Source organism: Pseudomonas sp. GL-B-12 (genome assembly GCF_019955895.1).
Taxonomy (GTDB): domain Bacteria; phylum Pseudomonadota; class Gammaproteobacteria; order Pseudomonadales; family Pseudomonadaceae; genus Aquipseudomonas.
Genome location: NZ_JAHBCX010000056.1, coordinates 1 through 26,212, shown reverse-complemented (window position 1 = coordinate 26,212; position 26,212 = coordinate 1). Strand labels below are relative to the sequence as shown.

Genomic DNA, 26,212 nt, shown 5'->3' with positions numbered 1-26,212 from the left:
GCCCTACCCTCGAAGCTGGTCTGACCATAACGATAAAAAACGGAGACGCCATGCCTCGTTTCACCTTGAGCCCTCGTGGGCTGCTCGCTTGCCTGATCACTGCCTGCCTTGCGCAATCGGTGGTCGCCGCCGATGGACCGGTCGCGGCCAGCCCGCAAACCACGGCCAGTAACGCCGCCGTGCTGCAACAACTGCCCTTCACCGACCGCACCGACTACGAGTCGGTCACCAAGGGTTTGATCGCGCCGTTCAAGGGCCAGGTCAAGGACGCCTCGGGCAAGGTCATCTGGGATATCCAGGCCTATGACTTCCTCGCCAAGGATAAGGCCCCGGAGTCGGTCAACCCGAGCCTCTGGCGCCTGGCCCAGCTCAGCGCCCATGCCGGATTGTTCGAAGTCAGCCCTCGGCTGTATCAGGTGCGCGGCCTTGACCTGGCCAACATGACCATCATCGAAGGTGACGACGGGCTGATCATCATCGACCCGCTGACCATGGCCGAAACCGCCAAGGCAGCACTGGACCTGTACTACCAGAACCGTCCGCACAAACCGGTGGTGGCGGTGATCTACAGCCACACCCACGTCGACCACTTCGGTGGCGTGCGCGGGGTTATCGACGAGGCCGACGTCAACGCCGGCAAGGTCAAGGTATTCGCCCCCGCCGGGTTCATGGAACACGTGATGAGCGAGAACGTCTACGCCGGCAACGCGATGAGCCGCCGCGCGCAGTTCCAGTTCGGCAGCCTGCTGCCCCGTGGCGAAAAAGGCCAGGTCGATGCCGGCCTGGGCAAGAGCACGCCGAGCGGCGGCACCGTCACCCTGATCCCACCCACCGACCTGATCGACAAGGAACTGGAAACCCGCACCATCGCCGGGCTCGACGTGGAATTCCAGTTGACCCCGGGCACCGAGGCGCCGGCGGAGATGAACCTGTACCTGCCGCAGTTGCGCGCCTTGTGCATGGCGGAAAACGCCACGCAAATGATGCACAACATCCTCACCCCGCGCGGCGCGCAAGTGCGCGACGCCAAGGCTTGGGCCGAGTACCTGGACGGCAGCCTGGCGCGTTACGGCGACAAGAGCGACGTGTTGTTCGCCCAGCACAACTGGCCGACCTGGGGCGGCGAACGCATCCGCACCTTCCTCGCCGACCAGCGCGACATGTACGCCTTCCTCAACGACCGCACCCTGCACTTGCTGAACCAGGGCCTGACGCCGCTGGAAATCGCCGACTCGATCAAGAAACTGCCCGGCAGCCTCGACCAGAAGTGGTACACCCGTGGCTACTACGGCTCACTGAGCTTCAACACCCGGGCAGTGTATCAGCGCTACATGGGTTTCTATGACGGTAACCCGGCCAACCTCAATCCGCTGCCGCCGGTAGAAACGGCCAAGCGATCGGTCGAAGCCATGGGCGGCGAAGCGGCGGTGCTGGGGAAAATGCAGGCGGCGATGGCCAAGGGTGAATACCGCTGGGCCGCGCAACTGGGCAATCAGGTGCTGTTCGCCAACCCGGACAACGCCGACGCTCGCAAAGCCCAGGCCCAGGCGCTGGAGCAAATGGGCTATCAAAGTGAAAACGCCACCTGGCGCAACATGTACCTGACTGGTGCCATGGAACTGCGCAATGGCGTGCCGCCCAATGCGGGCACGTCGGTATCCGTGGACATGGTGCGGGCGATGAGCCCGCAGATGTTCTTCGACTTCCTGGCGGTGCGTCTGGACAGTGAAAAGGCCGTAGGCCATGACCTGACCCTGAACTGGACCTTCGATGACCTGAACCAGGACTTCAACCTGACCCTGCGCAATGGCGTGTTGACCCATCGTGCCGGGCTCAATGCCCAGGCGGATGCCAGCGTGACCATGAGCAAGGCCACCCTGGAACAGATCAGCCTCAAGCAACTGGATATCCCGACGGCGATGCAGAAAGGCTTGATCAAGTTGCAAGGCAATGGCAAGAAGCTTGGGGAGTTGATGAGCAGCCTCGATACCTTTGCGCCGCAGTTCAATATCGTTACCCCGTGAAACCAGGCACGCTGCCACAGGATGAATGCAGGACCTGTGGGAGCGGCGATGCGGCGATCCGACTTGCCCACGATGGCTGCTTGGCAGGCGGCATGGATTTTTGAGGGTGTACATATCCGTTTCTGCGGTCACGGCGGCTAATGGTTCCGCCCTTACGGCGGGTTACTTGGAAAAGCCCCAAGAAACCAAGGGCTCTTGCCCCTGACGTTCGGTGCCTCGCCAAGGCTCGGCATGCCCTCGCTCCGGTCCTGCTCCGTGGGCCCGCCGCCATCGGCCATCCATGGCCGGCGGCGGCTAACCCGGCATCCATGCCGGGTTGCCCACTGCGCAGAACCTCCACTCGGCCTCACGAGGGGGCAAGAAGATCAAAAGCCAAAGCAAAAGCGAGGCGGCCTACCGGCCGGCCTGGTTGCTGGTTTGGATCTGCGAAATTTCGCTCGGCTGGTAGGCTCGTTCCCACAGGGATCCAGGTTGTTCACAGCATGTGTGAACGACACAGATCCAATGTGGGAGCGACGGTGCGGCGATCCGACCTGCTCGCGATGCTCTTCAAGCAGACAACACTTCAACCACCGGCATTTGCCAGCGCTGATTGACCACCTGCTGCCCAGGTCCATACAGGCGCAGGACCAGGCTGAACGCCCCGCTTGCAGGTGTCGGCAACCAGTTGCTCTGCGCAGTTGGAGCGGTATTCTGCAGGATCAACGTCAACCCGCCGTCCGCATCCATCTGCAAACGATCCCGGCTGCTGAGGCAGTAACGATTGATCGGATTGGCCACCAGTTGCCGGTCCGGCAAGTCATACAACGTCAGCGACCAGAACTCGCTGGCGGGCGGCAATTGACCCGGTGCGAAACGCAGGCGATAGCTTCGCCCGCCCTGCAAGGGTTGCCCCTGATTATCCAGGCGAGTGCCGGTGTAGAAGGCCTCTTCCACGCTGTTGCCGTAGATGCCGACATTCGCCGCGACAGCGCGGTTGAGGTAATTGCCGTTCAGCGCTTCGCGCGTGCCGAACAGGCCGAGGGTGGTGCGTACCTGGCTCACCGCGGTTTGCAGTTGCGCCTGGGCGTCCTGAATCCCGGCGAGCAGTGCCTGGCGCGTTGTTTGCGGCAACGTCGCCGGGTCGAAACCCTGACCGGGCACGATGCCGATCCGGGCAAAGCGTGCGCGCAAGGCTTGTTCGGACGGTTGCGTGGGACACAGGCTGAGGATCTGGTTCAGCACCGGGATAAACTCCAGCCCCAGCCCGGTCTTGCTGTCCCAGGGTAGCCAGCTAATGACGGGTGCAGCCACGGGCGGTGCACTGCCGATGAATTCATGCAACGCACGCAAACCGTATTGCTGCTGCAAGGCACGCACCGCCGGCAGGTCCTCGGCGCTTTTCAGGCCCGTTCTCCCAAGCACCATGACGATTTCGGTTTCACTGCGCAGCACGGCCTTGACGCCGTCCGGTGTCGGGCCTTGCCAGTCGGGCCCGGCGATCAGGTAGTTCCCCGCTTCGCGACCGGTGCTGAGCACGCCGACATAGGCAAAGTTGTGGGTGTACTGGTCGACCAGTTGAAGCACGTAATAGCGCTCGTCATCGACCGCCGGCACGCTCAATATCTGGGGTTCGCTGCGCAGGTCGAGCCAGGCCCAGGAGTACGGCGTGTCGTTGTTCGGCGTGACGATGTCGCGGTTGTTCGGGGTGAACAACTTGCTGTAATGACGAAAGCGGTTGAAGCCGCCGACGTACTCCGACGCGGCCGGGTTGAGCGCCTGTTTTTCCATGGTCTGGTAATGCATGAGCATGGGGTACGCGTAAATCCACGCCTCGTTGGCAATCTGCCGCGGGTCATCGGAATCACCGGCCAGCAACCAGCGTGGAAACATCAGGCTGCCGCTCAATACCCCCATGCTGCCCAGCACCCGGCGGCGACTTAAAATCAGGTTCATGATTCGATCCTCGCGATCGTCGGCAACTGATAATTCCCGTCCAATGCCCCGCCCTTGGGCAGGTACAGGCGCAACAGCAGGTTGAACGGACCTTGCGGCGTCGGCAGCCAGTTGCCCTGCGGCGCAGCCTTGGGCGCATCGGCCTGCAGGATCAGGGTCAAGCCGCCGTCGGCATCGTATTGTAGACCAGGGCTGCGATCGCCCAGGGCGTAACGCTGGATCGGGTTGGCCACCAGCAACTGGGTCTTGCCGTCATACAGGGTCAGCGACCAGAACGCATTCACTGGCGGCAATTGCCCGGCCGGGAAATGCAGGCGATAGGCGTGCTGGCCGGTGAGCGCCTGCCCCTGGGCATCGTGCAACGCCATCGGGTACAGCGCTTCTACCGCATCGTTGGCGTAGATGTAGCGCCAGGCGACCGCGGCACGGGTCAGGTCATCGTCGCCGTATTTGCCGACGTTGGACGGCGACGGCAACCAGCCCTGTTGTTCCACCGACAACTGGCTCGACGCTGCACGCACCTGTTCGCGGCCGGCTTCGGCACCTTGGGCGACGGCTTCGCTCAAGTCCGCCGGTGCCTGGAATTCGGTCCCCGGCTTCACGCCGATGGCGGCGAAACGTGCCAGTTTCTTTTGCTCGCTGGCAGTCCACTGATGCAAAGGAGCCAGCGCGTTGAAGGTGCTGAACAACGCCTGCGCCGGCCCTTGTTTGGTGTCCGTGTACGCTGGCAGTTGCAGTGGTGCCAACGATTCTGGGGGCGCGCTGCCATTGACTTTGGACAGCGGTTGCAAGGCGTAGCCCTTCAGCACCTGCGCGGCGTCTTTCTGATCCGCTTCGCCTTTGACTTCGGTCCGTCCCAACAGGAAGACCAGCCGGCTCGGAGAGCGAATCACAGCGCTGAAACCCGATGGCACAGGCCCCTTCCAGTCCGGCCCGACAATCAGGTAGCGCCCCGCCTGATCCCCCGTGGCGCGGGTGCCGATGTAGTCGAGGTTGTCGGTGCGCATGTCCACCAGTTGGAAGCTGTAGTAGCGGCCTTGCACGGCCGGCACGTCCAGCGCCATCGGTTCGCCGCGCAGATCGAGCAAGGCGCGGGAATAGAAGGTGTCGTTGTTGGGCGACACCACTTTGTTGTCTTGCGGACCGAGCAGGCGCGGTTCGCTGTAGAGACGATTGAACGGCAGTTTCGCGGTGATGGCGCTGAGCACCTTGTCGTGTTCGACGGTGGCGTAGGCGAACACGTAGGCCTCCTGCGCCAGGGCTTTCGCCTGTTGTTGATCGATAGTTGCGGCGTGAACAGTGCCCAGGCTCGCGCCCAGGGCCAGTGCGGATATCCAGTAGCGCATGGCAGATCTCCTGTAGCAAAACATCAGCACACACAGATCCCTGTGGGAGCGGGCTTGCCCGCGAAGAGGGAGTGTCAGTCGACTACATTGCTGCCTGACACGCCGCCTTCGCGAGCAAGCCCGCTCCCACATTGGATTTGCGGTGGTTTGGCGAATGGTTACTTGGCCCAGCGCCGCAGGTCCGACGGGGTGTAGTCGTCGGTCTTGGCGGCGAAGCCCACGCGCATCGGCTCGGTCTCTTCGTTGGCCAGGCCGCCGGCGTAGTAGCGTCCGGAGATCAGGTCGTACGATGTTTCCAGCACGTTGTAGGTGAAGCCGTGGTCGTACTGTTGAATCGCGTGCAGTTCACCGCTGCGCCATAGCTCACCGCGGCTGTCGTACTGGTCCGACTGGGCGATCTGCCAACTGTCCTCGTCCACATAGAACCGGCGCTTGGCGTAAATATGCCGCGCATCAGGCTTGAGGGTCGCCTCCACCACCCACACGCGGTGCTTCTCGTAACGAGCCAGGTCCTGGTTGACGTGGTTGGGCTTGATCACGGCGTCGTACTTGAGGTCGCGGCTGCCGATCTTGTAGCTGTTGTAAGGGATGAACAGCTCTTGCTTGCCCACCAGTTTCCAGTCGAAACGGTCCGGCGCGCCGTTGTAGCCGTCGATGTTGTCGGCGGTGATCAGACCATTGCTGTAACGGGCGCTGTTGTCGTAGGCGATCATCGGTGCACGACGCACGCGACGTTGCCCCGGCAGGTATTGCCAGGCCGATCGCGGCTCGGCGACCTGGTCGATCGGCTCATGCACCAGCACCGCCTCGCCGGACAGACGCGCCGGTTCCAGCACCCGGCTCTTGAACATGAACAGGATGTTCGAGCCCGGTTCCAGTCCGCCCACGGTGTCGGCGAAGTTGATCAGCGACTGGTTGCGCACGTAGCTGGTGGCGCCGTTTTCGCGCACCAGCGCGGCGCTGCTGATGCGCTCGTAGCTGCCGCCGCGATAACGGGTCATGTGGTTCCACATCACCTCCAGGCCTTCGGTGGGCAACGGAAACGGAATGCCCCTGGCATAGTCGTGCAAGCCGTTGCCGCCGTCGGCCATGCTGGTCTTGGCGACGTTCTCACGACTGGCCGCCAGTACCTCCTTGGGCAGGTTGGCGCTGCGATGGCTCGGGTAGATGTTCATCTTATAGGTGTCGGGAAAGCGCTTGAACAACGCGATTTGCCCGGGGCTGAGAAACTTCTGGTACTGCGCCAGGTTCTGCGCGGTGACAGTGAACAACGGTTTCTCGGCGGTATACGGGTCGCTGTAGCCGCCCTTGCTGTCGACGGTGCCGGCGTTGCTCGCCAGGCCACCGGTCCAGGCCGGAATGCTGCCGTCGGCATTGGCTGCCATTTCCGAGCCCATGGGGGTCAGGGTCTTGCCCAGTGCCGCTGAATCGGTGCCTTTGGCCTGAGCCAGGCCGACGGTGCAGGCCATGGCCAGCACGCACAATTGCATACGCATAACGGTTCTCCTTAGAAGTCTGCCTTGAAGCTGACGGACGCGAAATCGCGGTCGTCGAGGGTGCTGTAGTCGTTGGAACCGAAGAACGCGTTGTAGGCCAGTTCCACGCTGTAATCGTTCATGTAGACGCCGGTCAGGCTCACGCCCAGCGCTTGCTGGCCTTCCTGGAACGGCCCTTGTGGATCGTACGAATAGCCCTCGACGTCATGCCGCCAGTTGACGGCCGGAATCAGGTTGATACCCGGCAGCACGTCGCTGTATTCCAGGCTGGCGCGCAGGCGATAACCCCACGACCAATCGGTGGCAAAGCCCTTGTCGGTGCAGAATTGGTTGGTCACACCTGAAGCCACCGTGTTGCACGGCGTGCCGTTGCGCGGGGCGCTGCGGCCGAACGCAGCATTGCGGCCCAGGCGCTCGTCCCCCAGATCGTCGATGTGCACGACCCCGGCTTCACCGAACAGACTCAGGCGCGTCGCACCCAGCACGTTGTCGATGGCCTGGGTGGCCGAACCGGTCAGCTGCCAGACGCCCTTGCGCTCCCACGAATCGAACTGGCTGCCATTGGTGGTGCTGAAGCCCGGCGGCAACTGCACCCAGGAACTGCCCCCCGGTCCGGAGATCACGGCGACGTTGACGTCGGGCGCGTTGATCGCGATCGGCATGTTCGGCCGGTAGCTCAACTCACCGGCCAGGGAAATCCCGGTGACAGGCTCGACGCCGTTGAGGCTGATGCCGTACAGGTGAATGTTTTCCGGGAAGGCCGCCGCATAGCTCGGCCCCTGGATACCACCGGGGAAGGTGCCGGGCAACGCGGTATTCCTGGCATTAATGGTGAAGTACGGCAAACGCGAGTGATAGTTGATGTAGTAGATCGCCGCTTCCGCATCGTTGAGCGCCGGGATCATCTGGCGCAGGGCGAAGCCGAACTGGCCGTTGTCGGACGGCGATTCGTTGCCCCGGGACGTGGCGAACAAACCAGCGGCCTGCATCTGTTGATCGGTCTGTACCTGACTCAGAAACAGCGGCCCGCAACCCGGCTGGATCACATCGCTACTGGCGAAGAAAGTGCCGCATCCGTCGAGTACGCTGGGGCGCCAGTTGTACTGGTAGAAACCTTCGAGGTTGGTGGTGTCGGTCAGGCCGAAGCTGAAGGAGACCATCTCCACTGGCAATTGGCCTTCCTTGATTTCCACGCCGGGACGGTTGAACGCCGAGATGTCCAGCGGGTTGATCACGTTGATGCCGTTCTGGATCAGCAGCGCTTCGCCCCAGGACAACACCTGGTTACCGACCTTCACGCCCAGCGGATGCTCGGCCACCTGGAAGTCTTTCCAGACGTACGCATCGAGCACCTCGAAGCCCTTGAACTTGGCCAGGTCGTCCCAGCCTGAATCGTCGAAATCCTTGAAGCGGCCATTGCCGGTTTCATAGGCGTGGTCGTACCAGTATTTGAAGCGAATGAACGCGCCCTGGCCCTGGCCATCGAGACTGACATCGGTGAGGCCCTTGAAGAGTTGCGAGATGGGGTCGCCCCTCTCGAAGTTCAGCCGGTTGTCGTCGGCGCTGACGCTGGTGCCATTGGCGTTCACGCCCTGAGCCTGCAAGGCGTTGGCGCGGGTCATCAGGCTTTTGTCGGGGTTTTGCGTCGACCAGCTGCTGCCCAGGCTCAGGCTGGTCTTGGTCGACAGGCTCCAGTCTTCGTTGAGGTCAAATGTGGTGGCGTACGTTGGCCCCGTCAGTACGGCAAGAATCGCCAGCGCAAGGGGTTGCGGGCGAGTGTGGCCAAGCCGGTGAAGCCGCGGACGGACTCCGGCTGTGGCCGAGCGTTTTTTTATCATTATTGGGCTCCGGTCAGGTTTGCTCAGCCCGGACACGGTGCCCAACTATCGAGCGCGACACGCAAGCGATGGCCGACAAAAAATAATCATCGGGGTGGCTGCGGGGCAGACGGTATTTGTTTTGAAGGTGTACATATCCGTTACTGCGGTAACGGCGGCTTAGGGTTCCGCCCTTACGGCGGGTTACTTGGAAGAGCCCCAAGTAACCAAGGGCTCTTGCCCCTGACGTTCGGTGCCTCGCCAAGGCTCGGCATGCCCTCGCTCCGGTCCTGCTCCGTGGGCCCGCCGCCATCGGCCATCCATGGCCGGCGGCGGCTAACCCGGCATCCATGCCGGGTTGCCCACTGCGCAGAACCTCCACTCGGCCTCACGAGGGGGCAAGAAGATCAAAAGCCAAAGCAAAAGCGAGGCGGCCTACCGGCCGGCCTGATCGCGGGATTCGTTTGCCTGTGATGCTCTTGGTCGGCCGGTAGGCCGCCATCGCGAGCAAGCTCGCTCCTACAGTTGGGCTGGGTACATTCGAAAGAAATTGGTCGGCTGTCAGGCCGCTTTCGCGGGCAAGTCGGATCGCCGCACCGCCGCTCCCACAGAAGAGCAAAAGCAGAGCGGCGTACCCCCACGCTCTTCACCACTCATCAGGCCGAGCGTTAGCTCGCCTGCAGCTCTTGATCTTGATCCACCCGCCCCCTCGGCAGGCTGAGTGGAGGCGTTCATCCGGGGGGAGGCGCGCAGCGCCGTTCGGCGCAGCCGAACACATCGAGAGGAGGTCGCGCGAAGCCGACCGGAGGCGATGCCCCCGGATGAATGCCGGAGCGAAGGAACCCCGAGCCTAAGCGAGGGGCCGTACGTAAGGGGCGAGACCTTTTGGTTCCTTTTGGGGCGTTTGCCAAAAGGGACTCGCCGTAAGGGCGAAACCATAAGCCGCCATAACCGCAGCAACGGATATGTACTCGGTCATGAAGGAATATCCAAAGCCAACGACATGAACTGACCGATCCGCGACCGCAACCACCGCTCCGCCGGATCATTGTCATGCACCCCACTCCAGGCCATCGACAACTGCGCCGCCTCAATCTCGAACGGCGGATCCTCGGCCCGCAACCCACACCCCTCCACCAACGCGCACGCCGCATAATCCGGCACAGTGGCAATCATCTCGGTCCCCGCGAGCAACGCCCGCAACCCACTGAACTGCGGCACCCCCAGCACCACACGACGACTACGCCCAACCTTCGCCAGATCCAGATCGATATTGCCGCTCAAGTCCCCCGAGAACGACACCATCGCATGGGGCCGCTCACAGTACTCATCCAGGCTCAATGTCCCCGGCCGGGTGTCGCCACGCAGCACTTTGCAGGGAATATCGCGCAGTTTCTTGCGCTTGGCATTGGCCGGCAGATCCGTGGTGTAACTCACGCCCACCGAGATTTCCCCCGACGCCAGCAGTGTCGGCATCAACAGGTAATTGGCCCGCCGCACGACCACGACAATGCCCGGTGCTTCCTCTTGCAACTGACGCAGCAACGGTGGAAACAAACCGAATTCGGCATCGTCCGACAACCCGATGCGGAACACATCGCAACTGGTCGCCGGATCGAATTCCTTGGCCCGGCTCACAGCCCCGGAAATGGTATCCATCGCCGGTTGCAACTCCTTGAGAATCGCCAACGCACGCGCCGTCGGTTCCATGCCGCGACCGTTGCGCAGCAGCAACGGGTCGTCGAACAGATCGCGCAAACGCCCCAGCGCGGCGCTCACCGCCGGCTGCCCCATGAACAGTTTTTCCGCAACGCGGGTCAGGTTTTTTTCGAACATCAGGGCCTCGAAAATCACCAGCAGGTTCATGTCGACGCGACGCAGATCGTTACGGTTCATAGGCACAGGTTCCTTGTGTGTGTTCGGCCAGGCGCGAGGATGAGAATTGTGTCTGACTTTACCCAAGACTTCCCGCGGTGAGCGAGGAATTAACAACGATTAACTCGCAAGCCAGAGCCTTCGGGTCCAAGAATGAAGCCTACCGACACGGACATTCGCCATGGCTCACGTTCAGCAAAATGCCGCCCCCGCGTCATTCACGCCTATGCCAAAGAAAAGCACCGGTGGCCTCAGCCCGCAACGCGAAAAACGGGTTAAACAACTGATCCTCGAACGTCTGGGCGACAGCCTGGAAGTCACTGAACTGGCACAGGCCTGCGCCCTCTCGCGCAGTCACTTCTCCCGCGCGTTCAAGTGCAGCACCGGCCTCTCGCCGCAAGAATGGATTCGCCAGCAGCGCATTGCCCTGGCCAAGCAATTGATCCAGTACACCGACATGAGCCTTACGCAGATCAGCCTCGAATGCGGCTTCTGCGATCAGGCGCACTTCTGCCATATCTTCACCCGCAGCGAAGGCATCAATCCGTTTGCCTGGCGCTGTCAGTTTGTTCGCGGCGCCTCGTTGAGCAGCAAACGATCGCAGGTTACGCCAGCCCCTACAGAGCTGTGTGTACACCCTTAGGAGCTGGCGCAGCCTGCGATCTTTCAGTCAGACATCAACCCTTGAGGAACGCCAACAGGTCAGCGTTGAGCTGGTCCTTATGGGTGTCCGTCAAACCGTGAGGGGCGCCCGGGTAAATCTTCAGGGTCGAGCCCTTCACCAGTTTGGCGGAGGAGACGCCCGCCGCTTCGTACGGCACCACCTGATCCGCGTCGCCATGCACCACCAGGGTCGGCACGTCGAACTTCTTCAAGTCTTCGGTGAAGTCGGTTTCCGAGAATGCCTTGATGCAGTCATAGGCGTTCTTGTGGCCGGCCATCATGCCCTGCATCCAGAACCAGTCGATCATGCCCTGGGACGGTTTCGCGTCAGGTTTGTTGAAGCCGAAGAACGGGCCACTGGCGAGGTCGATGTACAGCTGCGAACGGTCGGCCAGCGAGGCCAGGCGGATGCCGTCGAACACTTCCAGCGGCAGGCCGCCGGGGTTGGCTTCGGTCTCGAGCATCAGCGGCGGTACCGCGGAAATCAGCCCGGCCTTGGCCACGCGGCCGGTGCCGTGACGACCGATGTAACGCGCCACCTCGCCACCGCCGGTGGAGAAGCCGAACAGCACGGCGTTTTGCAGGTCGAGCAGCTCGATCAACTGCGCCAGATCGTCGGCGTAATGGTCCATGTCATTGCCCGACCACGGCTGGCTGGAGCGCCCATGACCGCGACGGTCGTGGGCGATGACCCGGTAGCCCTTGGAGGCCAGGAAGATCATCTGCGACTCCCAGCTGTCGGCGTTGAGCGGCCAGCCGTGACTGAAGACAATCGGCTGACCGCTGCCCCAGTCCTTGTAGTAAATCTCGACGCCGTCGCGGGTAGTGAAGGTGCTCATGGGTGATGCCTCCTTAACGAGTGTTGGGGTGAATCAAACCGGTAACGGGTTCAGGCGGTCCGCCAGGCGCGCCACCCGCTCGCCCAGGTGCGCGGCGGTGCAGCGATCCTCGGGCGGCGGAGCATCGTCGGGGGATTGTTCGACGTTCGACTGGGCCATGGCGCCCAGTGAGCTGCCCAGGCGATTGAGTTGGCCGTTGAACGCGCCGGTGCTGGAGCGTGCCGGCAGCAGGTCGAGGCCGACCCAGATCATCGAGTGCTGGGCAGCGAACACTGCCATCTGCAGCAAGGTGTTGAGCTTGTCGCCGCACAGGCAGCCGGAATTGGTGAAGCCCGCCGCGAGTTTGTCGCGCCAGGGCTGGGCCAGGTAGAAGGTCGCCGTGGCCTCCATGAAAGCCTTGAAGGCCGCCGAGGCGCTGCCCATGTAGGTCGGCGCGCCGAAGATGATGGCGTCGGCGTTGTGCAGCCGCGCCCAGTGCTCGTCCACTTCCTCGACCGGAATCAACTGGCAGGTGCTGCCCAGGTGCCGTTCCACGCCCGCGGCCACGGCTTCGGCCATGACCCGGGTGTGCCCGTAGCCACTGTGATAGACCACCACCACGTTGCTCATTGCTCTGTCCTTGCGATGGATTGAATCCCTTTGTAGGAGCGAGCTTGCTCGCTCCTACAGGAAGAGAGTTTTGGACGCAGACCGGACGCAGGACGAGTTAAACGTTGTTAATTTTCCTTGGCGCGCAAAAAGCCCCGGCATGTCCTGTCCATCTGTCGCACCCAATGTTTTCGGGACCGACAGCCGCTGGCCGATACGCTAGAGTCAATGCCTGCCCCTTCAGTCACTCGGGCGGCGCATTGCGCTGAGTAAAAAACCTGAGGAATATGCTCGAAAACCGCGTACTAGACGGATGCAGCAGGAGCGACTCGTTGACCCTTTCCCCCGAACAGGCTGTGCATTTCGGCCCCTACCGGGTCTACCCCGGACAACGCCTGGTGATGGAGGCCGACCAGCCTTTGCGCCTGGGGCGGCGCGCCATGGACATCCTGTTGATCCTGCTGGAGCACGCCGGCAACGTGGTCAGCAAGCAGCAACTGATCGCCCGGGTCTGGCCCAACAGCGTGGTCGAAGACATCAACCTGCGGGTGCACATGGCCGCGTTGCGCAAGGCGCTCGGCGACGGTCAGGCCGGCCAGCGCTACATCGTCACCGTGGCTCAGCGCGGGTACAGCTTCGTCGCACCGCACTCACTGGAGCAGGCAGAGCAACCGCCAGCACCCACCGCTTGCGCACCGAGCCGGCATAACCTGCCGGTACGCCGCACGCGCATGATCGGCCGGCAGACGCTGGTCGACAACCTGATGGAGCAACTGCCCCGTCAGCACTTCATCACCCTCGTCGGCCCCGGCGGCATCGGCAAGACCACCGTGGCCTTGCGGGTCGCCGAGCAAATGATCGGTCGCTACCGGGACGGCATTCACCTGCTGGACCTGGCCCCGATCAACTGCCCGCTGATGATCAACGGCCACCTGGCGACGTTGCTCGAAGTGGCTCTGCACGACGACGAACCCATGAGCGGGCTGGCGGACTCTCTACGCGACCGCCACATGCTGCTGGTCATTGACAACTGTGAGCACCTGGTCGACGCCATTGCCCAGCTCAGCGAACAGATTCTGCGCAGTGCGCCGCACGTGCACATCCTCGCCACCAGCCGCGAGAGCCTGCGGGCCGAAGGGGAATTCGTTCAGCGTCTGGAGTCACTCGACTGCCCGCCGCCCATCGCCGTCCTCGACTGCGCCCAGGCCATGACCTTTTCCGCCTTGCAACTGTTCGTAGAGCGGGCCATGGCCAGCCATGACAGCTTTGAACTGACGGACGATGAACTGCCGCTGTTGATCGACATCTGCCACCGACTGGACGGCATTCCACTGGCCATCGAACTGGCGGCGGCGCAAGTGGGCAGCTTCGGATTGCCCGGCTTGCTGGCGCAGTTGCAAAGCAGCTTCCGGGTGTTGACCCAGCCCTGCCAGACGCCCCTGGCACGCCATCAGACCCTGCGCGCAACGTTGGACTGGAGCTTCGAGCTGCTCAATGCCTGTGAAAAGACCTGCCTGCGCCGACTGAGTGTGTTTCGCGGCGGCTTCACCCTGGAGTCGGCAGCGGCGGTGATTGTCGGCGAACACATCGAACCCCGCGAGGTGTTCGGCTCGATCACCCAACTGGTCGCCAAGTCCCTGTTGAACGTGGAGGTGGGCGACCAGGATGTTTACTACCGCCTGCTCGATACCACCCGCAGCTATGCCCTGGAAAAACTCGGGCAAACCACCGACCTGCCAGGCACTCGGGAGCGGCATGCCGAGCGCTGCCTGGCGCTGATGCAACAGGCGCAGGACGACTGGGAGAAAACCTCGACCGGCCTGTGGCTCGAACGCTATGGCCGGGCCCTGGAGGACATCCGCGCAGCCCTCGACTGGGGATTGCACGCTAAAGGGCCGCAGGCACTGGCGATACGCCTGGCCGCGACCTCCACGCCCCTGTGGCAAGAGTTGTCACTGCTCAAGGAGCACGGCGGTTATGTGCGCAAGGCGCTGGCCTTGCTGGAGCAGTCTGCCGAACCTTGCCCGCGCTTGCAGATGGCCCTCAAGCTGGCTTTGGGTAGTGCCTGTTACCACATTCAAGGAGGTTGCGCCGAAACCGTTGGCGCCTTCGTCAGCGCCAGAGCCCTGGCCAGCCGACTCAACGATGTGGCCGGTCAGTTGCGGGCGATTTCCGGGCACCTGGCGGTCAATCTCAGCTGCGGCCAATACCAGATGGCCCTGGAACAGAGCCGGCAATTCGATCGACTGGGGCTGCATGACGACGCCCTGATGTCCCTGAGCATGCATCGATTGCGGGTACTCGCCCTGCACTTCTGCGGCGACCAGCAACAGGCTGGGGAGCATGCCGAACAGGTGCTGCAACGAATGACCCACAGCGGTCATCTCAACCGCTTCACTCACGGTTTTGGCGTGCAATACGACCAGAGTGTCGCGGCACTGACCGTCCACGCGCGCATCCTCTGGCTGCAAGGCCAACCGGAACAGGCCTGGCGCGCGGCCCGGCAAGCGCTGGACATCGCGCTGCAGATCAACCACGGCACGTCGATCTGCTACACCCTGGCGCTCGCCGGCTGCCTGATCGCCCACTACAACGGCGACACCCGCAGCGCCCGCGAACTCCTGCGCCTGCTGCTGGAACAGGCGCAGAAACACTCGGTTCCACTGTTCTATCACTGGGCGCAACACTATGCGCAGGTGATCGGCGGCACCGATGTTCGGCCCACCAGCCGCCAAAGTGTCGGTTTGATCAAAGACATTATGGTCACGCTGGATACGGCATACGTCGACGATGGTTTGCTCGAACGCGCGCAAAACGGTGCGTCGGGCTGGAGTACGGCAGAGATTCTGCGGGCCAGGGCCAAGGCGCTGCTGGCAACGGATTGTCCGGTGAAAACCGCAACGGCAGAAGCCGTGCTGCTCAAGGCACTCAACGTGGCCAGGACTCAGGGTGCGCTGGCCTGGGAGTTGCGCAGCGCCACCTCGCTGGCGCAACTGTGGCAGCGTCAGGGCCGCCACCAGCAGGCGCATGAACTGCTGGCACCAGTCTACCAGCGCTTCACCGAGGGTTTTGCCACGCCAGACCTGATGACGGTTCGCCGGCTACTCGACGAGTTGCAATGCCACCTGCCCGCCTGAAAGCCAGCGCGTTTGAGTGATGTAACCCGCATAGCGCATTTCAAGGGTTCTCAACTCACCACTGAGTTCGAGTTTTTCCAGTGCGTAGGTGCGGGTGGTGTTGAGGAAGCGGTAACGGGTCACTCCACCACCCTGCTCATGGGACAGCAGTGACTTGAATGCCAGGCTTTCCAGCACCTCGATCAGCTCGGCGGCAGGCAGCCTGTCACAGCTGATCACGCCGATCGCGGCGTCCTGGGTAAACACCATTTTGAACACCGCCAGGCGCTGCAACACGGTTTGTTCCGCTGCAGTCAATCGTTCGTAACTCCAGTCCAGCGCGGCTTTGAGCGTCTGATGCCGGGGAACGGCCGTGCGACGACCCTGGGTCAGCAGCTGAAAACAGTTATCGAGTTGCGCTTGCAACCCAACCAGCGCCAATGCATCGATTTGCGCCGCGGCCAGTTCAATCGCCAGCGGCAGGCCGTCGAGGCGTCGGCAGATTTCCCGTACGGTCTTGAGGTCTTGCTCGCGCAGGGTGAACCCTTGCTGACGAGCCCGGGCACGGCTGACGAACAATTGCACCGCCGAATAGCCCATGACCTCGGCAACACTGCGCAGCGCTGCCGCCGGCGGCACCGCCAGCGGTGGCAAACGCAATACGGTTTCGCCCGACGCCTTGAGCGGCTCGCGGCTGGTGGCGAGGATCGACAGCCGCGGCATCGAATGCAGCAGCGTGTCGACCAACGTCTGGCAGCATTCGAGCAGGTGTTCGCAGTTGTCCAGCACCAACAAGACATGCCGCTGCGCCAGCGCCTCCAGCGTGGTGCCGACCTCCAGCCCAAGGGTTCGTGTTAGGTGATCGGTCACTTGCGCAGGGTCATCGATCGCCGCCAGGTCCACCAACCACACGCCGTGCCGATAGTGCGGCAACAACAGTTCGGCCACGCGCAGCGCCACGGTGGTCTTGCCGATCCCGCAAGGCCCGACCAGGGTCATGAATCGCCGTACCGGCAACTGCCGCACCAAGCTGCCGACAATCGCATCGCGCCCGGTGATCGGCGTGAGCCGCGCCGGCAAGTTGTGCAGGGGCTTTTGCAGGGTCTCACTCGGGAACGCTACGGGCTCTGGCGAATGCTGTACTGGGGCGACAAAACTGTAGCCGCGCTGGGGAATGTTGACGATGTAGCACTGGCCGTTCTGCCCGTCGCCCAAGGCACGGCGCAGGGCGGCAATGTGCACCCGCAGGTTGATCTCTTCGACCACGGAGCGCGGCCAGACCTGCGCAATCAACTCTTCCTTGCTGACCACCGAGCCTGCGTGCTCGACCAGCACCTGCAACACATCAAGGGCGCGGCCGCCCAGGCGCAGCGGTCGATCGCCCTCCAGCACCAGTCGCTGACTGAGGTGGAAAGCGTAGGGCCCGAATTGCAGCACCGCTTCGCTGTTTATATCTCTGAGGCTGTTCATGCGCTGTCACCCGCTGGAAGCCTGGCTCGGTACGTGAGTCCATCCCAGGCTCCGCACCTTCCTTGCAATGAGTCCAGCGGTATCTTGGCAGGCCTCGGTGACGGTACAACTGCCACGGGGGGAGCGTCACGGCCATTGCGGTGCGCGTGACGGACACGCGCGCTAGCTGAACTGCTCGCGGTATTGAGTCGGGGTCAGGCCAAGTTTTTCACTGAACAGAAAACGCATATGCCGCACGCTGCCGAAGCCACTCTTGAACGCCACGGTCTTGAGCGGCAACTCGGTGGTTTCCAGCAGGTTCCTGGCGCAATCGATGCGCGCGCTTTGCAGAAACTCCATCGGCGTCATGTTCACGTCCCGGGCGAACACCCTGGCGAAATGACGCAGGCTCATGTTGGCCAGACCGGCCATGCGCTCGATGCTGTAGGTTTCATCGAGATGTTCAAGCACATGGTTCTGCACCCTGGTAATAGCCGTTTCGTGAGGGGCCACCGCCGCCATCAAAGGGCTGAACTGCGCCTGCCCGCCCTGGCGTTTCATGACCACCAGCAACACCTTGGCCACGTCCTGGGCGATTTTTTTGCCATGGTCCTGGGCCACCACCGACAAGGCCAGGTCGATCCCGGCGGTGACGCCACCGGAAGTGATCAGGTTGCGGTCCTGGACGAAGATCTGATCGGTCTCGACGGTCGCCTTCGGAAAGCCCTTGATCAGCCGCTCGGTGTAGTGCCAGTGGGTGGTGACGCGATAGCCATCGAGCAATCCGGCATGCCCCAACACGAACGCCCCGGTGCAGATCGAGCCATAAGCGGCGGACCGGCTGACGTTGTGCCTGAGCCAGTCGAGCAATGGCGGATGCCTTTCGTTGTAGGCACCGGGACCACCGGGTATCAATAGCAAGTCAAAACCTTCGCAGGCCTGATCGATGTGCTGGTCAGCGTGCACGCTGACCCCGTTGGACGCCCGCAGTGCGCCGGGCTCGGTGCCAATGGTCGACAGCACATAGTGATCGTCGGGTTTCAGATAACGATTGGCGATGGAAAACACCTCCATGGGCCCGGCCATGTCGAGCAGGAGAAAGTCGGGAAACAGCACCATTGCCACGGTTTTCATGGATTGGAATTCACTGGGATCAATAGGGTCGGCACATCAATCCTTGTGGGAGCGGGCTTGCTCGCGAAGGCAGTGTGTCATTCACCATCATGTAGCCTGACACGACGCCTTCGCGAGCAAGCCCGCTCCCACAGGATTCTTGCCGTGCATTATGGCCAAGTACGACGTAAAGATCGGAAAAGAATAGCTGATTCGCACCCGGACACTGTCAACCTGATAGAGACAGTATTTCAATTTCCATCTACTTATTGCATAAACCAGTAACCATTAACCTTCTCCTCACTCGGACGAATTCACGTCCCCACAGGAGATTTCATCATGCTGACTCTTCGCAAAGCCTCGGATCGTGGCCTGGCCAATCACGGCTGGTTGAAGTCGTTCCATACCTTTTCCTTCGCCAACTATCGCAACCCGAAAGAGCAGGGTTTTTCCGACCTGTTGGTGATCAACGACGACCGCGTCGCCGCCGGCAAAGGCTTCGGCCAGCACCCGCACCGCGACATGGAGATTTTCTCCTATGTGCTTGAAGGTGCCCTGGAACACAAGGACACCCTGGGCACCGGTTCGGTGATCCGCCCCGGCGACGTGCAACTGATGAGCGCAGGCAGTGGCGTGGCCCACAGTGAGTTCAACCACTCCAGCACCCGGGCGGTGCACTTTCTGCAAATCTGGATCGTGCCCGACGTCAGCGGCGCCAAACCGCGCTATCAGCAAGAGCACTTCAGCACCCAGAAGAAACGCGGGCGCCTGCAACTGATCATCTCGCCGGACGGCGCCAAGGGTTCGCTCAAGGTGCGTCAGGATGCACGGGTGTATGCCGGCTTGATCGACGGCAAGGAAAGCGCCACCCTGGAGCTCGCCGCCAACCGCTACGCCTATGTGCACGTGGCCCGGGGCAGCGTCGAACTCAACGGTGTGTTGTTGCAGGAAGGCGACGGAGTGCGGGTTCGCGAAGAACAGGCGCTGACCTTGAGCAACGGTGTGGATGCTGAGGTATTGGTCTTTGACCTGCGCCCACAGGAACTGCCGGAAATGCCATGACAGATCCCTGCTCGCGAAGGCGTAGTGTCAGTCGCTATCAATGTTGGCTGATACACTGCTTTCGCGAGCAGGCTCGCTCCTACAGGTTACTCGCCGGTCCCGGCGAACCCCGCGACAATCTCATCGATCACCGCCCGGACCTTGGCCGTATGCCGCAGGTCCGCGTGGGTCACCAGCCAGATGTCATAGGGCAGCGGCCGCGAGCGCTCCGGCCACAACCTGACCAGCCCCTCCTTCTCCCCGATGTACACCGGAATCTCTCCGACCCCGATCCCGGCCGCAATCGAGCGACGCACCAGCAGGCTGGAACTGAGGCTCGCGACAATCCGCCCGCGTCCCACCGGTTCCGAGACCAGCGTCATGTCCTTATTGCTCTGCAAGTACGGCTGATACACCACCAGGTCATGCCCGGCGAACGCTGAGCCAGGCTCCGGCACGCCGTGGGCATCGACATAGGTTTGCGAGGCAAACAACCCCACCGGCCAGCGGGCAATGCGCCGGGCGATCAGGTCAGGGTTTTCCGGTCGGGTGTTGCGTACGGCGATGTCCGCTTCGCGTTTTGCCAGGCTGAGGATCTGTGTGGTGGCGTCCAGTTGCACCCGTACATCTGGGTGTTGCCGATGTAGGCGGGCAATCGCCGGGATCAGGAAATCAATCGCCAGGGAGTCGGTGGTGCTGACTCGAACCGTGCCGGTCAAGCGATCATCCAGGCCCTGGATCTGGCGTTCCAGTTCCAGCGCCGAATGCTCCATTTTCTCCACGGCCTTGAGTGCCGCTTCGCCTACAGCCGTCAGCGCATAACCTTCGGAAGTGCGCAGGAACAAGGTCGCACTCAATGACTTTTCCAGCGCTGTGATGCGCCGGCCGACCGTGGCCTGATCGACTCCCAACACCCGCGCAGCCCCGCGCAACGTGGATTCACGGCAAACCGCGAGAAATACCCGGGCGTCATCCCAATTCATAACGCTCTCCTGATGATGCATTTACGCATCAGAATAGCGCGTAATCGCTGCATTTACGCTTCTAGAAACCTCGATATGCTGAAGGCCTGAGTGACCTCAGGACAGCGCTCGTGCACCGTTCACCCCAGCGCCATAATCTTTCGCACACCACAGGTATAGGAAATGACACTCCCCCAGACCATGACCCTGATCGAAATCACCGAACCCGGTGGCCCTGAAGTCCTGCAACCGCGCCAGGTGCCTGTGCCTGTTGCAGGGGCCGGCGAGATTCTGATCCGTGTACATGCCGCCGGGGTCAACCGCCCCGACGCGCTGCAACGAGCCGGCCAGTACCCGATGAAACCCGGCATGAACCCGAACCCGGGGCTGGAAGTGGCCGGTGAAGTGGTGGCGATTGGCGCGGGCGTCAGCGAATTTGCGCCAGGCGACAAGGTCTGCGCCCTGACCAATGGCGGCGGGTACGCGCAATACTGCGTGGTCCCGGCCAGTCAGGCCCTGCCGATCCCCGAAGGCATGGACTGGGTGCAGGCGGCGGCCATCCCGGAAACCTACTTCACGGTCTGGGCCAATCTGTTCGGCCTTGGCGGCGCAAGCCAGGGTCAACGTGCGTTGATCCACGGCGGGACCAGCGGCATCGGCACTACCGCGTTGATGCTATGCCGCGAGCTCGGCATTCAAGCGTTCGCCACGGCCGGCAGCGACGAAAAATGCGCAGTGATCCGCGAACTGGGTGCCGAGGCGATCAATTATCGCGACCGGGACTTTGTGCAGGTCATCGCGGAAAAAACCGCGGACCAGGGCGTCAACGTGATTCTCGACATCATGGGCGGCTCGTACCTCAACAACAATGTGGCCGCCCTGGCCATGGAAGGTCGCCTGGTGATGCTCGGTTTCCTCGGTGGCGCCCATGCCAGGGATGTCGATTTGCTGGCGATCATGGCCAAACGCGCCGTCGTCACCGGCTCCCTGTTGCGCTCGCGGACCCGGGAAGAAAAAGCCGCCATAGCCCGACAACTGCACGAGCACGTATGGCCGGTGCTGAGCGCCGGTCGCTGCCTGCCGATGATCGACCGGGTTTACCCGCTTACGGAAGCGGCTCAGGCCCATGCCCGGATGGAAGCGGGCGATCACATCGGCAAGATCGTCCTGCGCGTGGATAGTTGATGGTTCAGGGCTCGCAGGATTCCTCAAGGTTGGCGACCTCTGCGCCCTGCCCCCCCTGATAACGGGCCCGATAGCGCCCGGGGCTTTCCCCGGTCCACTTCTTGAACGCCCGATGAAAAGCGCTGGGTTCCTGGAAACCCAATTGCTCAGCGATATCGCTGATGCTCGCATCGCTCTGACGCAGTTGCTCAAAGGCCACGCCACGGCGTACTTCGTCCTTGATCTCCTGGTAGGAACAGCCTTCACGCTCCAGTTTGCGGCGGAAGGTGCTGGGGCTCAGGTGCTGTTCCAGGGCAAAGGCCTGCAACGTCGGCCACTCACTGTAATGACTGCCGCGCAAGCGCTGATGAACCTGGGATGCCAGGCCATGCTGGTTACGGAAGCGGATCACCAGCCATTGCGGCGCGGTACGCAGAAACACTTTCAGCGACGCCAGGTCCTGAACCACGGGCAGGCGCAAGTAGTGGCTGGCAAATTCGATTTCGGTGCGCTCGGCACCGAAGGTCAGGTTGGGGCCCCATAGCAGGCGGTCGTCACCCAGCGACAGGCGCGAATGGCGGAAGTCCGCACGGTCAATGGGAATGCGCCGCCCGCCCAGCCAGCACAGCAGACTGATCATCAACACCAGAAAGGTTTCTTCACCAAAGCGGCTGGCATCGTTGTCCGTCGAACGGGTTTCCAGGCTGATCACCGCACGCTTGCCACGTACGGCCAGCGAGCCGCGAAAGTCGCGCAGGAACAAGCCGAAGTTGGCCAGGCACTGACGCATGGCCTTGTGCAGATCGGGTTCCTGAATCAGGGCGCGGCAAATCAGGGCGAAACTGCCCGGCGGCATGCCATGGGAGTCGAGCCCGAAAAACTCATCGTCGAGCTCGCGGATCTGGATCAGCCACAACGCCGCAAACGCGCTGGCCGGCACCCGCGCCGTGGGTTGCTGCATGACCACCGGATCAATGCCCGCCTGTTCAAGCACGGCCGTCACGCGCTGCGGTTCATCCCTCAGCCCATGGATCATTGCCTGCACGAAATAGGCGGCAACCGAGTCCTTTTCCCGCATTGGTTCGTTTCTCTCTCATCACCCGAATGGCAAAAAACATCATTGCCGTTGAACAGTTTTGGCATAGGACAACCGCCCTGCCGGCTCTAGACTCGCGGCAATAGTACGCCTTCGGCCGCCGTCGCGGCCAAGGTATCGCAGGGTTTGATCGAAGGATGGGAAGATGAATCTGCAAAACATCGGGGTGATCGGTGCGGGCACCATGGGCAACGGCATCGCGCAAGTCTGCGCCATGGCCGGTTTCAACGTGACCTTGCTCGACATATCCGAAAGCGCTTTGCAAAAAGCCGTCGCAACGGTCGGTAAAAACCTGGACCGGCAGATCGCCAAGCAAACCCTGACGCCGGAGCAGAAACAGGCGACCCTCGACAAAATCCGCATCAGCACCGATTACAGCGTCCTGGGTGACGCGCAACTGGTCATCGAAGCGGCCACGGAAAATCTCGACCTGAAACTGCGTGTGTTGCAACAGATCGCCGCGCAGGTCAGCAACGAATGCGTCATTGCCTCCAATACCTCGTCGCTGTCGATCACCCAACTCGCCGCCAGTGTCAGCCAGCCTGAGCGCTTCATCGGCCTGCATTTCTTCAACCCGGTGCCGGTAATGGGCCTGATCGAAGTCATCCGCGGCCTGCAAACCAGTGACGCGACCCACCAACTGGCGCTGGACATGGCGACCACCCTCGGCAAAACCGCAATTACCGCGGGTAACCGTCCGGGTTTCGTGGTCAACCGGATCCTGGTGCCGATGATCAATGAAGCGATCCTGGTGTTCCAGGAAGGCCTGGCCAGCGCCGAAGACATCGACGCCGGCATGCGCCTGGGCTGCAATCAGCCTATCGGCCCGTTGGCCCTGGCGGACCTTATTGGCCTGGACACCCTGTTGTCGATCCTCGAAGCCTTCTATGACGGTTTCAACGACAGCAAATATCGCCCGGCGCCGTTGCTCAAGGAAATGGTCGCCGCCGGTTACCTGGGACGCAAAACGGGGCGCGGCTTCCATGCCTATGCCTGAGCGTTGCTCGCGCTTTGCCGAGTACCGGGACAAGGTCCTGGAGCTGTTTGCCTGCAAGGGGTTCGGCCAGGTCGGCATGCGTGAGCTCGCGACGTGCCTGGGGCTCTCCCCAGGCTCGCTGTATCACCATTACCCCAGCAAACAGCATCTGCTGCTCGACCTGATCGAGGAGTTCTACGAGGAGCTGCTGGCCACCTTGGGACGTATCCAGCAAAAAGCCCCGGGCAAGCGCGACAAACTCAACAGCCTGATCCGCGCCCATCTGAATCTGCATCGGGAGATGCCCTGGCATTTCCGCCTGGTGGAGCGCGACAGCGGTTGCCTGAACGAGGAACAACAGGCTCGGGTCCGGCAATTGCGCGAGCAATACGAACGCACGTTGCTGAGGATGCTCGGCGCGAAGTCGCGTTTCAGCGAGCAAGGTCTGCTGGCCGCCGGGCATGCCATTGGCGTCCTGCTCAACAGCGCTCCCAGCTGGCTGACGCCACATGTGCTGGACGAGCAGGAACGTGATGAGCTGCTGGAGAGCATGGTCAGCGGCGCCATCGAACGCGTGCTGGCGCCGCGGCGTGCGCCGGAGGCAATAAGCCTCGCGCGTCCTATCGAAAAAACATCTAAAGAAACACAAGCACCGACAAAGATTTAGCGCTTTGCTTGTCGGCTCGACACAATCGGAATTCGCCGAAAAAACCGGCGTCCAAACCGATGTATGTACTCGAGCACCTGGAGCCGACCATGAAAATCAATCCCTACCTTATCTTCAACGGCGACTGCAAAGCTGCCTTCACGTTCTACGCGCAGTCCCTGCAAGGCAAGATCGAAGCCATGTTGACCTTCGGCGAAACGCCGGCCGCTGAGCATTGCCCCAAGGATCTGCACAACCTGATCATTCATACCCGTCTGATCGTGGGCGATCAGGCGATCATGGGATCGGACACCACACCGGATCGCCCCGTGGATAAAATGAGTGCCTGTTCGATCTCACTCAACGTCGACAGCATTGCCGAGGCCGAGCGGGTCTTCAATGCACTGGCGGACGGTGGCACAGTGCAAATGCCACTGGAGACCACGTTCTGGGCGGCGCGCTTCGGCATGCTGGTCGACCGTTTTGGTGTGTCGTGGATGGTTAACTGCGAAAAGAATCAGTGAAAGGCCTTGGTCGATCGACAGTCTTCAAGGCAAAAAAAAGCCCAACCTGAAAAGGTTGGGCGTTCTGGCAACTCCCGGCCTGTCTGCTACCGTCAACTAGCCACATGGATAGCAGCGAACCAGAGGAGCAAACCCACTATGCCGGCCCACGACCAGTCTTGGTCCACCCGTTTCAAATGCTTGCTTCTGGCCGGTGGACTGATCACCAGCCTGCTGGCCCTCAATGGTTGCGCCACTGTCGATGCACAGACCACCGCCTATGTCGGCGTAGAACATCCGGCACCTACATCGCCGGACAAGGTTGTCGTGCTGCGCTCGGAGCCTCCTCGTCCGCATGTTCGCCTGGGTGAAGTGCTGATCGACGCCAGCGTCGACCCTGCCCCGCCGATTACCGAAGTCGAACAGAAGCTGCGGGTAGAAGCCGCCAAACTCGGTGGCGACGCCGTGGTGGTCGTCTATGACCATATTCAGGCGGTGGGTGCCTATGCCAGCGGGCCGCTGTGGGCTCGCGACGTGACGACCATCGAGGGACGCAAACTCAAAGGCATCGTGATCAAGTACCAGTAGATATCTCCCCCCGGAAGACAGCGTCAACGGAGGCTGAATTTGAATGACGTGGTGATCGCCCTCATCGTTTTCGCCTGCCTGTCCGCCAGCGCACTGCTGGGCTCGTACGTGAGGGAGCGATTACCGAGCCATCACCTGAGCGATGACTCCGTGGCGGTGGTGAAGCTGGCCACGGGCCTCATCGCAACGATGTCGGCGCTGGTCCTCGGCCTGCTGGTTTCCTCTGCCAAAGGCACCTTCGATACGGCCAATGCCGAACTGGAGGGCGCGGCGGCGAAAGTGGTTCAATTCGATCGCTTGCTGGCCCGCTACGGCACCGACACCCAGGGCATCCGTACCGAGCTCAAGCACAACTACGCAGAAGTCACCCAGGTGCTCGCTTCCCGCGATCACCATCAGATTGCAAAACTCGATAGCCCCGAAATGATCCGTCGCTCCGAAGGCCTGCAACGCCAGGTCGAATCACTGACGCCCGGCAACGATGATCAGCGCTCGCTCAAAGCCAAGGCATTGCAGGACATGGACACCGTATTTGCCACCCGCTGGCTGACGCTGCTGCAGGCCAATCAATCGATTCCACCGGTGATGCTGGTGATCCTGGTGACGTGGCTGGGGATTATTTTCGGTTCGTTCGGCCTGTTTGCACCATGCAACGGCACCATTGTCGTCGTACTGCTGATGTGTGCCCTGTCGACGGGGGCAACAATCCTGCTGGTAGAGGAGCTCAATCGTCCGCTTGATGGTTTTATCTGTGTGTCGCTGGAACCCTTGGAGCACACGCTGGAGCGGTTGGGGCAGTAATTTCATTTCCTGCGGACAAAAACAAAACCCCAACTGCTTTCGCAATTGGGGTTTCGGAATTTAATCTTGACGATGACCTACTCTCACATGGGGAAACCCCACACTACCATCGGCGATGCATCGTTTCACTGCTGAGTTCGGGATGGGATCAGGTGGTTCCAACGCTCTATGGTC

21 protein-coding genes and 1 rRNA gene are annotated in these 26,212 nt (G+C 61.9%); 10 read left to right on the top strand and 12 right to left on the bottom strand.

The window, feature by feature from the left end; translation table 11 throughout:
- Window positions 1-50: 50 nt before the first annotated feature.
- On the top strand, window positions 51-2,024 hold the full coding sequence (locus KGA85_RS26620) for an alkyl/aryl-sulfatase (RefSeq protein ID WP_223461266.1): 1,974 nt from the start codon (window positions 51-53) through the stop codon (window positions 2,022-2,024).
- 549 nt (window positions 2,025-2,573) lie between these two features.
- Here KGA85_RS26620 and KGA85_RS26615 read toward each other — a convergent pair.
- The 5 genes from KGA85_RS26615 to KGA85_RS26595 form a co-directional block, all read right to left on the bottom strand.
- On the bottom strand, window positions 2,574-3,959 hold the full coding sequence (locus KGA85_RS26615) for a DUF1254 domain-containing protein (RefSeq protein WP_223533878.1): 1,386 nt from the start codon (window positions 3,957-3,959) through the stop codon (window positions 2,574-2,576).
- Window positions 3,956-5,305: a DUF1254 domain-containing protein gene (locus KGA85_RS26610; RefSeq protein ID WP_223533879.1), complete on the bottom strand. Its 1,350-nt coding sequence runs from the start codon at window positions 5,303-5,305 to the stop codon at window positions 3,956-3,958. The genes KGA85_RS26615 and KGA85_RS26610 overlap by 4 nt, the downstream gene beginning before the upstream one ends.
- A 158-nt stretch (window positions 5,306-5,463) precedes the next feature.
- On the bottom strand, window positions 5,464-6,801 hold the full coding sequence (locus tag KGA85_RS26605) for a DUF1329 domain-containing protein (RefSeq protein ID WP_223461273.1): 1,338 nt from the start codon (window positions 6,799-6,801) through the stop codon (window positions 5,464-5,466).
- Window positions 6,802-6,812: 11 nt separating this feature from the next.
- Window positions 6,813-8,639 carry a DUF1302 domain-containing protein gene (locus tag KGA85_RS26600; protein WP_223543497.1) on the bottom strand — a complete coding sequence of 609 codons (1,827 nt, stop codon included), beginning with the start codon at window positions 8,637-8,639 and terminating at the stop codon, window positions 6,813-6,815.
- A gap of 954 nt (window positions 8,640-9,593) precedes the next feature.
- A complete protein-coding gene (locus KGA85_RS26595; RefSeq protein WP_223461277.1) occupies window positions 9,594-10,514 on the bottom strand; it encodes a LysR family transcriptional regulator in 921 nt (306 codons plus the stop codon).
- Between the two features lie 160 nt (window positions 10,515-10,674).
- Between KGA85_RS26595 and KGA85_RS26590 the strand changes: the two genes are divergently transcribed.
- Window positions 10,675-11,136 carry a helix-turn-helix domain-containing protein gene (locus KGA85_RS26590; protein WP_223533881.1) on the top strand — a complete coding sequence of 154 codons (462 nt, stop codon included), beginning with the start codon at window positions 10,675-10,677 and terminating at the stop codon, window positions 11,134-11,136.
- A 34-nt stretch (window positions 11,137-11,170) separates the two neighbouring features.
- Here the strand turns inward: KGA85_RS26590 and KGA85_RS26585 are convergent, their stop codons facing one another.
- Together KGA85_RS26585 and KGA85_RS26580 are read right to left on the bottom strand one after the other, a co-directional pair.
- Window positions 11,171-11,995 carry an alpha/beta fold hydrolase gene (locus KGA85_RS26585; RefSeq protein ID WP_223543496.1) on the bottom strand — a complete coding sequence of 275 codons (825 nt, stop codon included), beginning with the start codon at window positions 11,993-11,995 and terminating at the stop codon, window positions 11,171-11,173.
- 33 nt (window positions 11,996-12,028) lie between these two features.
- Window positions 12,029-12,604, bottom strand: a complete 576-nt coding sequence (locus tag KGA85_RS26580) for a flavodoxin family protein (protein WP_223461283.1) — start codon at window positions 12,602-12,604, stop codon at window positions 12,029-12,031.
- A 311-nt stretch (window positions 12,605-12,915) separates the two neighbouring features.
- Between KGA85_RS26580 and KGA85_RS26575 the strand changes: the two genes are divergently transcribed.
- Window positions 12,916-15,720: an ATP-binding protein gene (locus KGA85_RS26575; protein ID WP_223543495.1), complete on the top strand. Its 2,805-nt coding sequence runs from the start codon at window positions 12,916-12,918 to the stop codon at window positions 15,718-15,720.
- Here KGA85_RS26575 and KGA85_RS26570 read toward each other — a convergent pair.
- Window positions 15,685-17,169, bottom strand: a complete 1,485-nt coding sequence (locus KGA85_RS26570; protein WP_223461287.1) for an ATP-binding protein — start codon at window positions 17,167-17,169, stop codon at window positions 15,685-15,687. The genes KGA85_RS26575 and KGA85_RS26570 overlap by 36 nt on opposite strands.
- Window positions 17,170-17,331: 162 nt before the next feature.
- Window positions 17,332-18,282, bottom strand: a complete 951-nt coding sequence (locus tag KGA85_RS26565) for a GlxA family transcriptional regulator (protein ID WP_223461289.1) — start codon at window positions 18,280-18,282, stop codon at window positions 17,332-17,334.
- A gap of 318 nt (window positions 18,283-18,600) precedes the next feature.
- Here KGA85_RS26565 and KGA85_RS26560 point away from each other — a divergent pair, with 318 nt between their 5' ends.
- The gene (locus KGA85_RS26560; RefSeq protein ID WP_223461798.1) at window positions 18,601-19,323 is read left to right on the top strand and encodes a pirin family protein; all 723 of its coding nucleotides are present in this window, start codon (window positions 18,601-18,603) and stop codon (window positions 19,321-19,323) included.
- A gap of 86 nt (window positions 19,324-19,409) precedes the next feature.
- Here KGA85_RS26560 and KGA85_RS26555 read toward each other — a convergent pair whose 3' ends face one another.
- A complete protein-coding gene (locus KGA85_RS26555; RefSeq protein ID WP_223461796.1) occupies window positions 19,410-20,285 on the bottom strand; it encodes a LysR family transcriptional regulator in 876 nt (291 codons plus the stop codon).
- A gap of 162 nt (window positions 20,286-20,447) precedes the next feature.
- Between KGA85_RS26555 and KGA85_RS26550 the strand changes: the two genes are divergently transcribed.
- Window positions 20,448-21,449: an NAD(P)H-quinone oxidoreductase gene (locus KGA85_RS26550; protein WP_223533945.1), complete on the top strand. Its 1,002-nt coding sequence runs from the start codon at window positions 20,448-20,450 to the stop codon at window positions 21,447-21,449.
- A 4-nt stretch (window positions 21,450-21,453) separates the two neighbouring features.
- Here KGA85_RS26550 and KGA85_RS26545 read toward each other — a convergent pair whose 3' ends face one another.
- Entirely contained in the window at window positions 21,454-22,506 is a 1,053-nt protein-coding gene (locus tag KGA85_RS26545) for an AraC family transcriptional regulator (RefSeq protein WP_223461792.1), read from the bottom strand.
- Between the two features lie 163 nt (window positions 22,507-22,669).
- Between KGA85_RS26545 and KGA85_RS26540 the strand changes: the two genes are divergently transcribed.
- From KGA85_RS26540 to KGA85_RS26520, 5 genes are all read left to right on the top strand, one after another.
- The gene (locus KGA85_RS26540) at window positions 22,670-23,521 is read left to right on the top strand and encodes a 3-hydroxybutyryl-CoA dehydrogenase (RefSeq protein ID WP_223461790.1); all 852 of its coding nucleotides are present in this window, start codon (window positions 22,670-22,672) and stop codon (window positions 23,519-23,521) included.
- Complete coding sequence (locus KGA85_RS26535) at window positions 23,508-24,167, top strand: TetR/AcrR family transcriptional regulator (protein ID WP_223461788.1); 660 nt, start codon at window positions 23,508-23,510, stop codon at window positions 24,165-24,167. The genes KGA85_RS26540 and KGA85_RS26535 overlap by 14 nt, the downstream gene beginning before the upstream one ends.
- An 89-nt stretch (window positions 24,168-24,256) precedes the next feature.
- Complete coding sequence (locus KGA85_RS26530; protein ID WP_223461786.1) at window positions 24,257-24,670, top strand: VOC family protein; 414 nt, start codon at window positions 24,257-24,259, stop codon at window positions 24,668-24,670.
- A 138-nt stretch (window positions 24,671-24,808) separates the two neighbouring features.
- Window positions 24,809-25,237 (top strand): hypothetical protein, encoded by a 429-nt coding sequence (locus KGA85_RS26525; RefSeq protein WP_223461784.1) that lies wholly within the window; start codon window positions 24,809-24,811, stop codon window positions 25,235-25,237.
- A gap of 48 nt (window positions 25,238-25,285) precedes the next feature.
- The gene (locus KGA85_RS26520; protein WP_223533948.1) at window positions 25,286-26,038 is read left to right on the top strand and encodes a hypothetical protein; all 753 of its coding nucleotides are present in this window, start codon (window positions 25,286-25,288) and stop codon (window positions 26,036-26,038) included.
- A gap of 64 nt (window positions 26,039-26,102) precedes the next feature.
- Here the strand turns inward: KGA85_RS26520 and rrf are convergent.
- Window positions 26,103-26,212: ribosomal RNA gene (gene rrf / locus KGA85_RS26515) — 5S ribosomal RNA — on the bottom strand; the annotation flags it as partial.

What these genes read in the sequence shown, in the direction of transcription:
- KGA85_RS26620 (WP_223461266.1), top strand. Translation starts at nt 51, where the DNA reads ATGCCTCGTTTCACCTTGAGCCCTCGTGGGCTGCTCGCTTGCCTGATC.
- KGA85_RS26615 (WP_223533878.1), bottom strand. Translation starts at nt 3,959, where the DNA reads ATGAACCTGATTTTAAGTCGCCGCCGGGTGCTGGGCAGCATGGGGGTA.
- KGA85_RS26610 (WP_223533879.1), bottom strand. Translation starts at nt 5,305, where the DNA reads ATGCGCTACTGGATATCCGCACTGGCCCTGGGCGCGAGCCTGGGCACT.
- KGA85_RS26605 (WP_223461273.1), bottom strand. Translation starts at nt 6,801, where the DNA reads ATGCGTATGCAATTGTGCGTGCTGGCCATGGCCTGCACCGTCGGCCTG.
- KGA85_RS26600 (WP_223543497.1), bottom strand. Translation starts at nt 8,639, where the DNA reads ATGATAAAAAAACGCTCGGCCACAGCCGGAGTCCGTCCGCGGCTTCAC.
- KGA85_RS26595 (WP_223461277.1), bottom strand. Translation starts at nt 10,514, where the DNA reads ATGAACCGTAACGATCTGCGTCGCGTCGACATGAACCTGCTGGTGATT.
- KGA85_RS26590 (WP_223533881.1), top strand. Translation starts at nt 10,675, where the DNA reads ATGGCTCACGTTCAGCAAAATGCCGCCCCCGCGTCATTCACGCCTATG.
- KGA85_RS26585 (WP_223543496.1), bottom strand. Translation starts at nt 11,995, where the DNA reads ATGAGCACCTTCACTACCCGCGACGGCGTCGAGATTTACTACAAGGAC.
- KGA85_RS26580 (WP_223461283.1), bottom strand. Translation starts at nt 12,604, where the DNA reads ATGAGCAACGTGGTGGTGGTCTATCACAGTGGCTACGGGCACACCCGG.
- KGA85_RS26570 (WP_223461287.1), bottom strand. Translation starts at nt 17,169, where the DNA reads ATGAACAGCCTCAGAGATATAAACAGCGAAGCGGTGCTGCAATTCGGG.
- KGA85_RS26565 (WP_223461289.1), bottom strand. Translation starts at nt 18,282, where the DNA reads ATGAAAACCGTGGCAATGGTGCTGTTTCCCGACTTTCTCCTGCTCGAC.
- KGA85_RS26560 (WP_223461798.1), top strand. Translation starts at nt 18,601, where the DNA reads ATGCTGACTCTTCGCAAAGCCTCGGATCGTGGCCTGGCCAATCACGGC.
- KGA85_RS26555 (WP_223461796.1), bottom strand. Translation starts at nt 20,285, where the DNA reads ATGAATTGGGATGACGCCCGGGTATTTCTCGCGGTTTGCCGTGAATCC.
- KGA85_RS26550 (WP_223533945.1), top strand. Translation starts at nt 20,448, where the DNA reads ATGACACTCCCCCAGACCATGACCCTGATCGAAATCACCGAACCCGGT.
- KGA85_RS26545 (WP_223461792.1), bottom strand. Translation starts at nt 22,506, where the DNA reads ATGCGGGAAAAGGACTCGGTTGCCGCCTATTTCGTGCAGGCAATGATC.
- KGA85_RS26540 (WP_223461790.1), top strand. Translation starts at nt 22,670, where the DNA reads ATGAATCTGCAAAACATCGGGGTGATCGGTGCGGGCACCATGGGCAAC.
- KGA85_RS26535 (WP_223461788.1), top strand. Translation starts at nt 23,508, where the DNA reads ATGCCTATGCCTGAGCGTTGCTCGCGCTTTGCCGAGTACCGGGACAAG.
- KGA85_RS26530 (WP_223461786.1), top strand. Translation starts at nt 24,257, where the DNA reads ATGAAAATCAATCCCTACCTTATCTTCAACGGCGACTGCAAAGCTGCC.
- KGA85_RS26525 (WP_223461784.1), top strand. Translation starts at nt 24,809, where the DNA reads ATGCCGGCCCACGACCAGTCTTGGTCCACCCGTTTCAAATGCTTGCTT.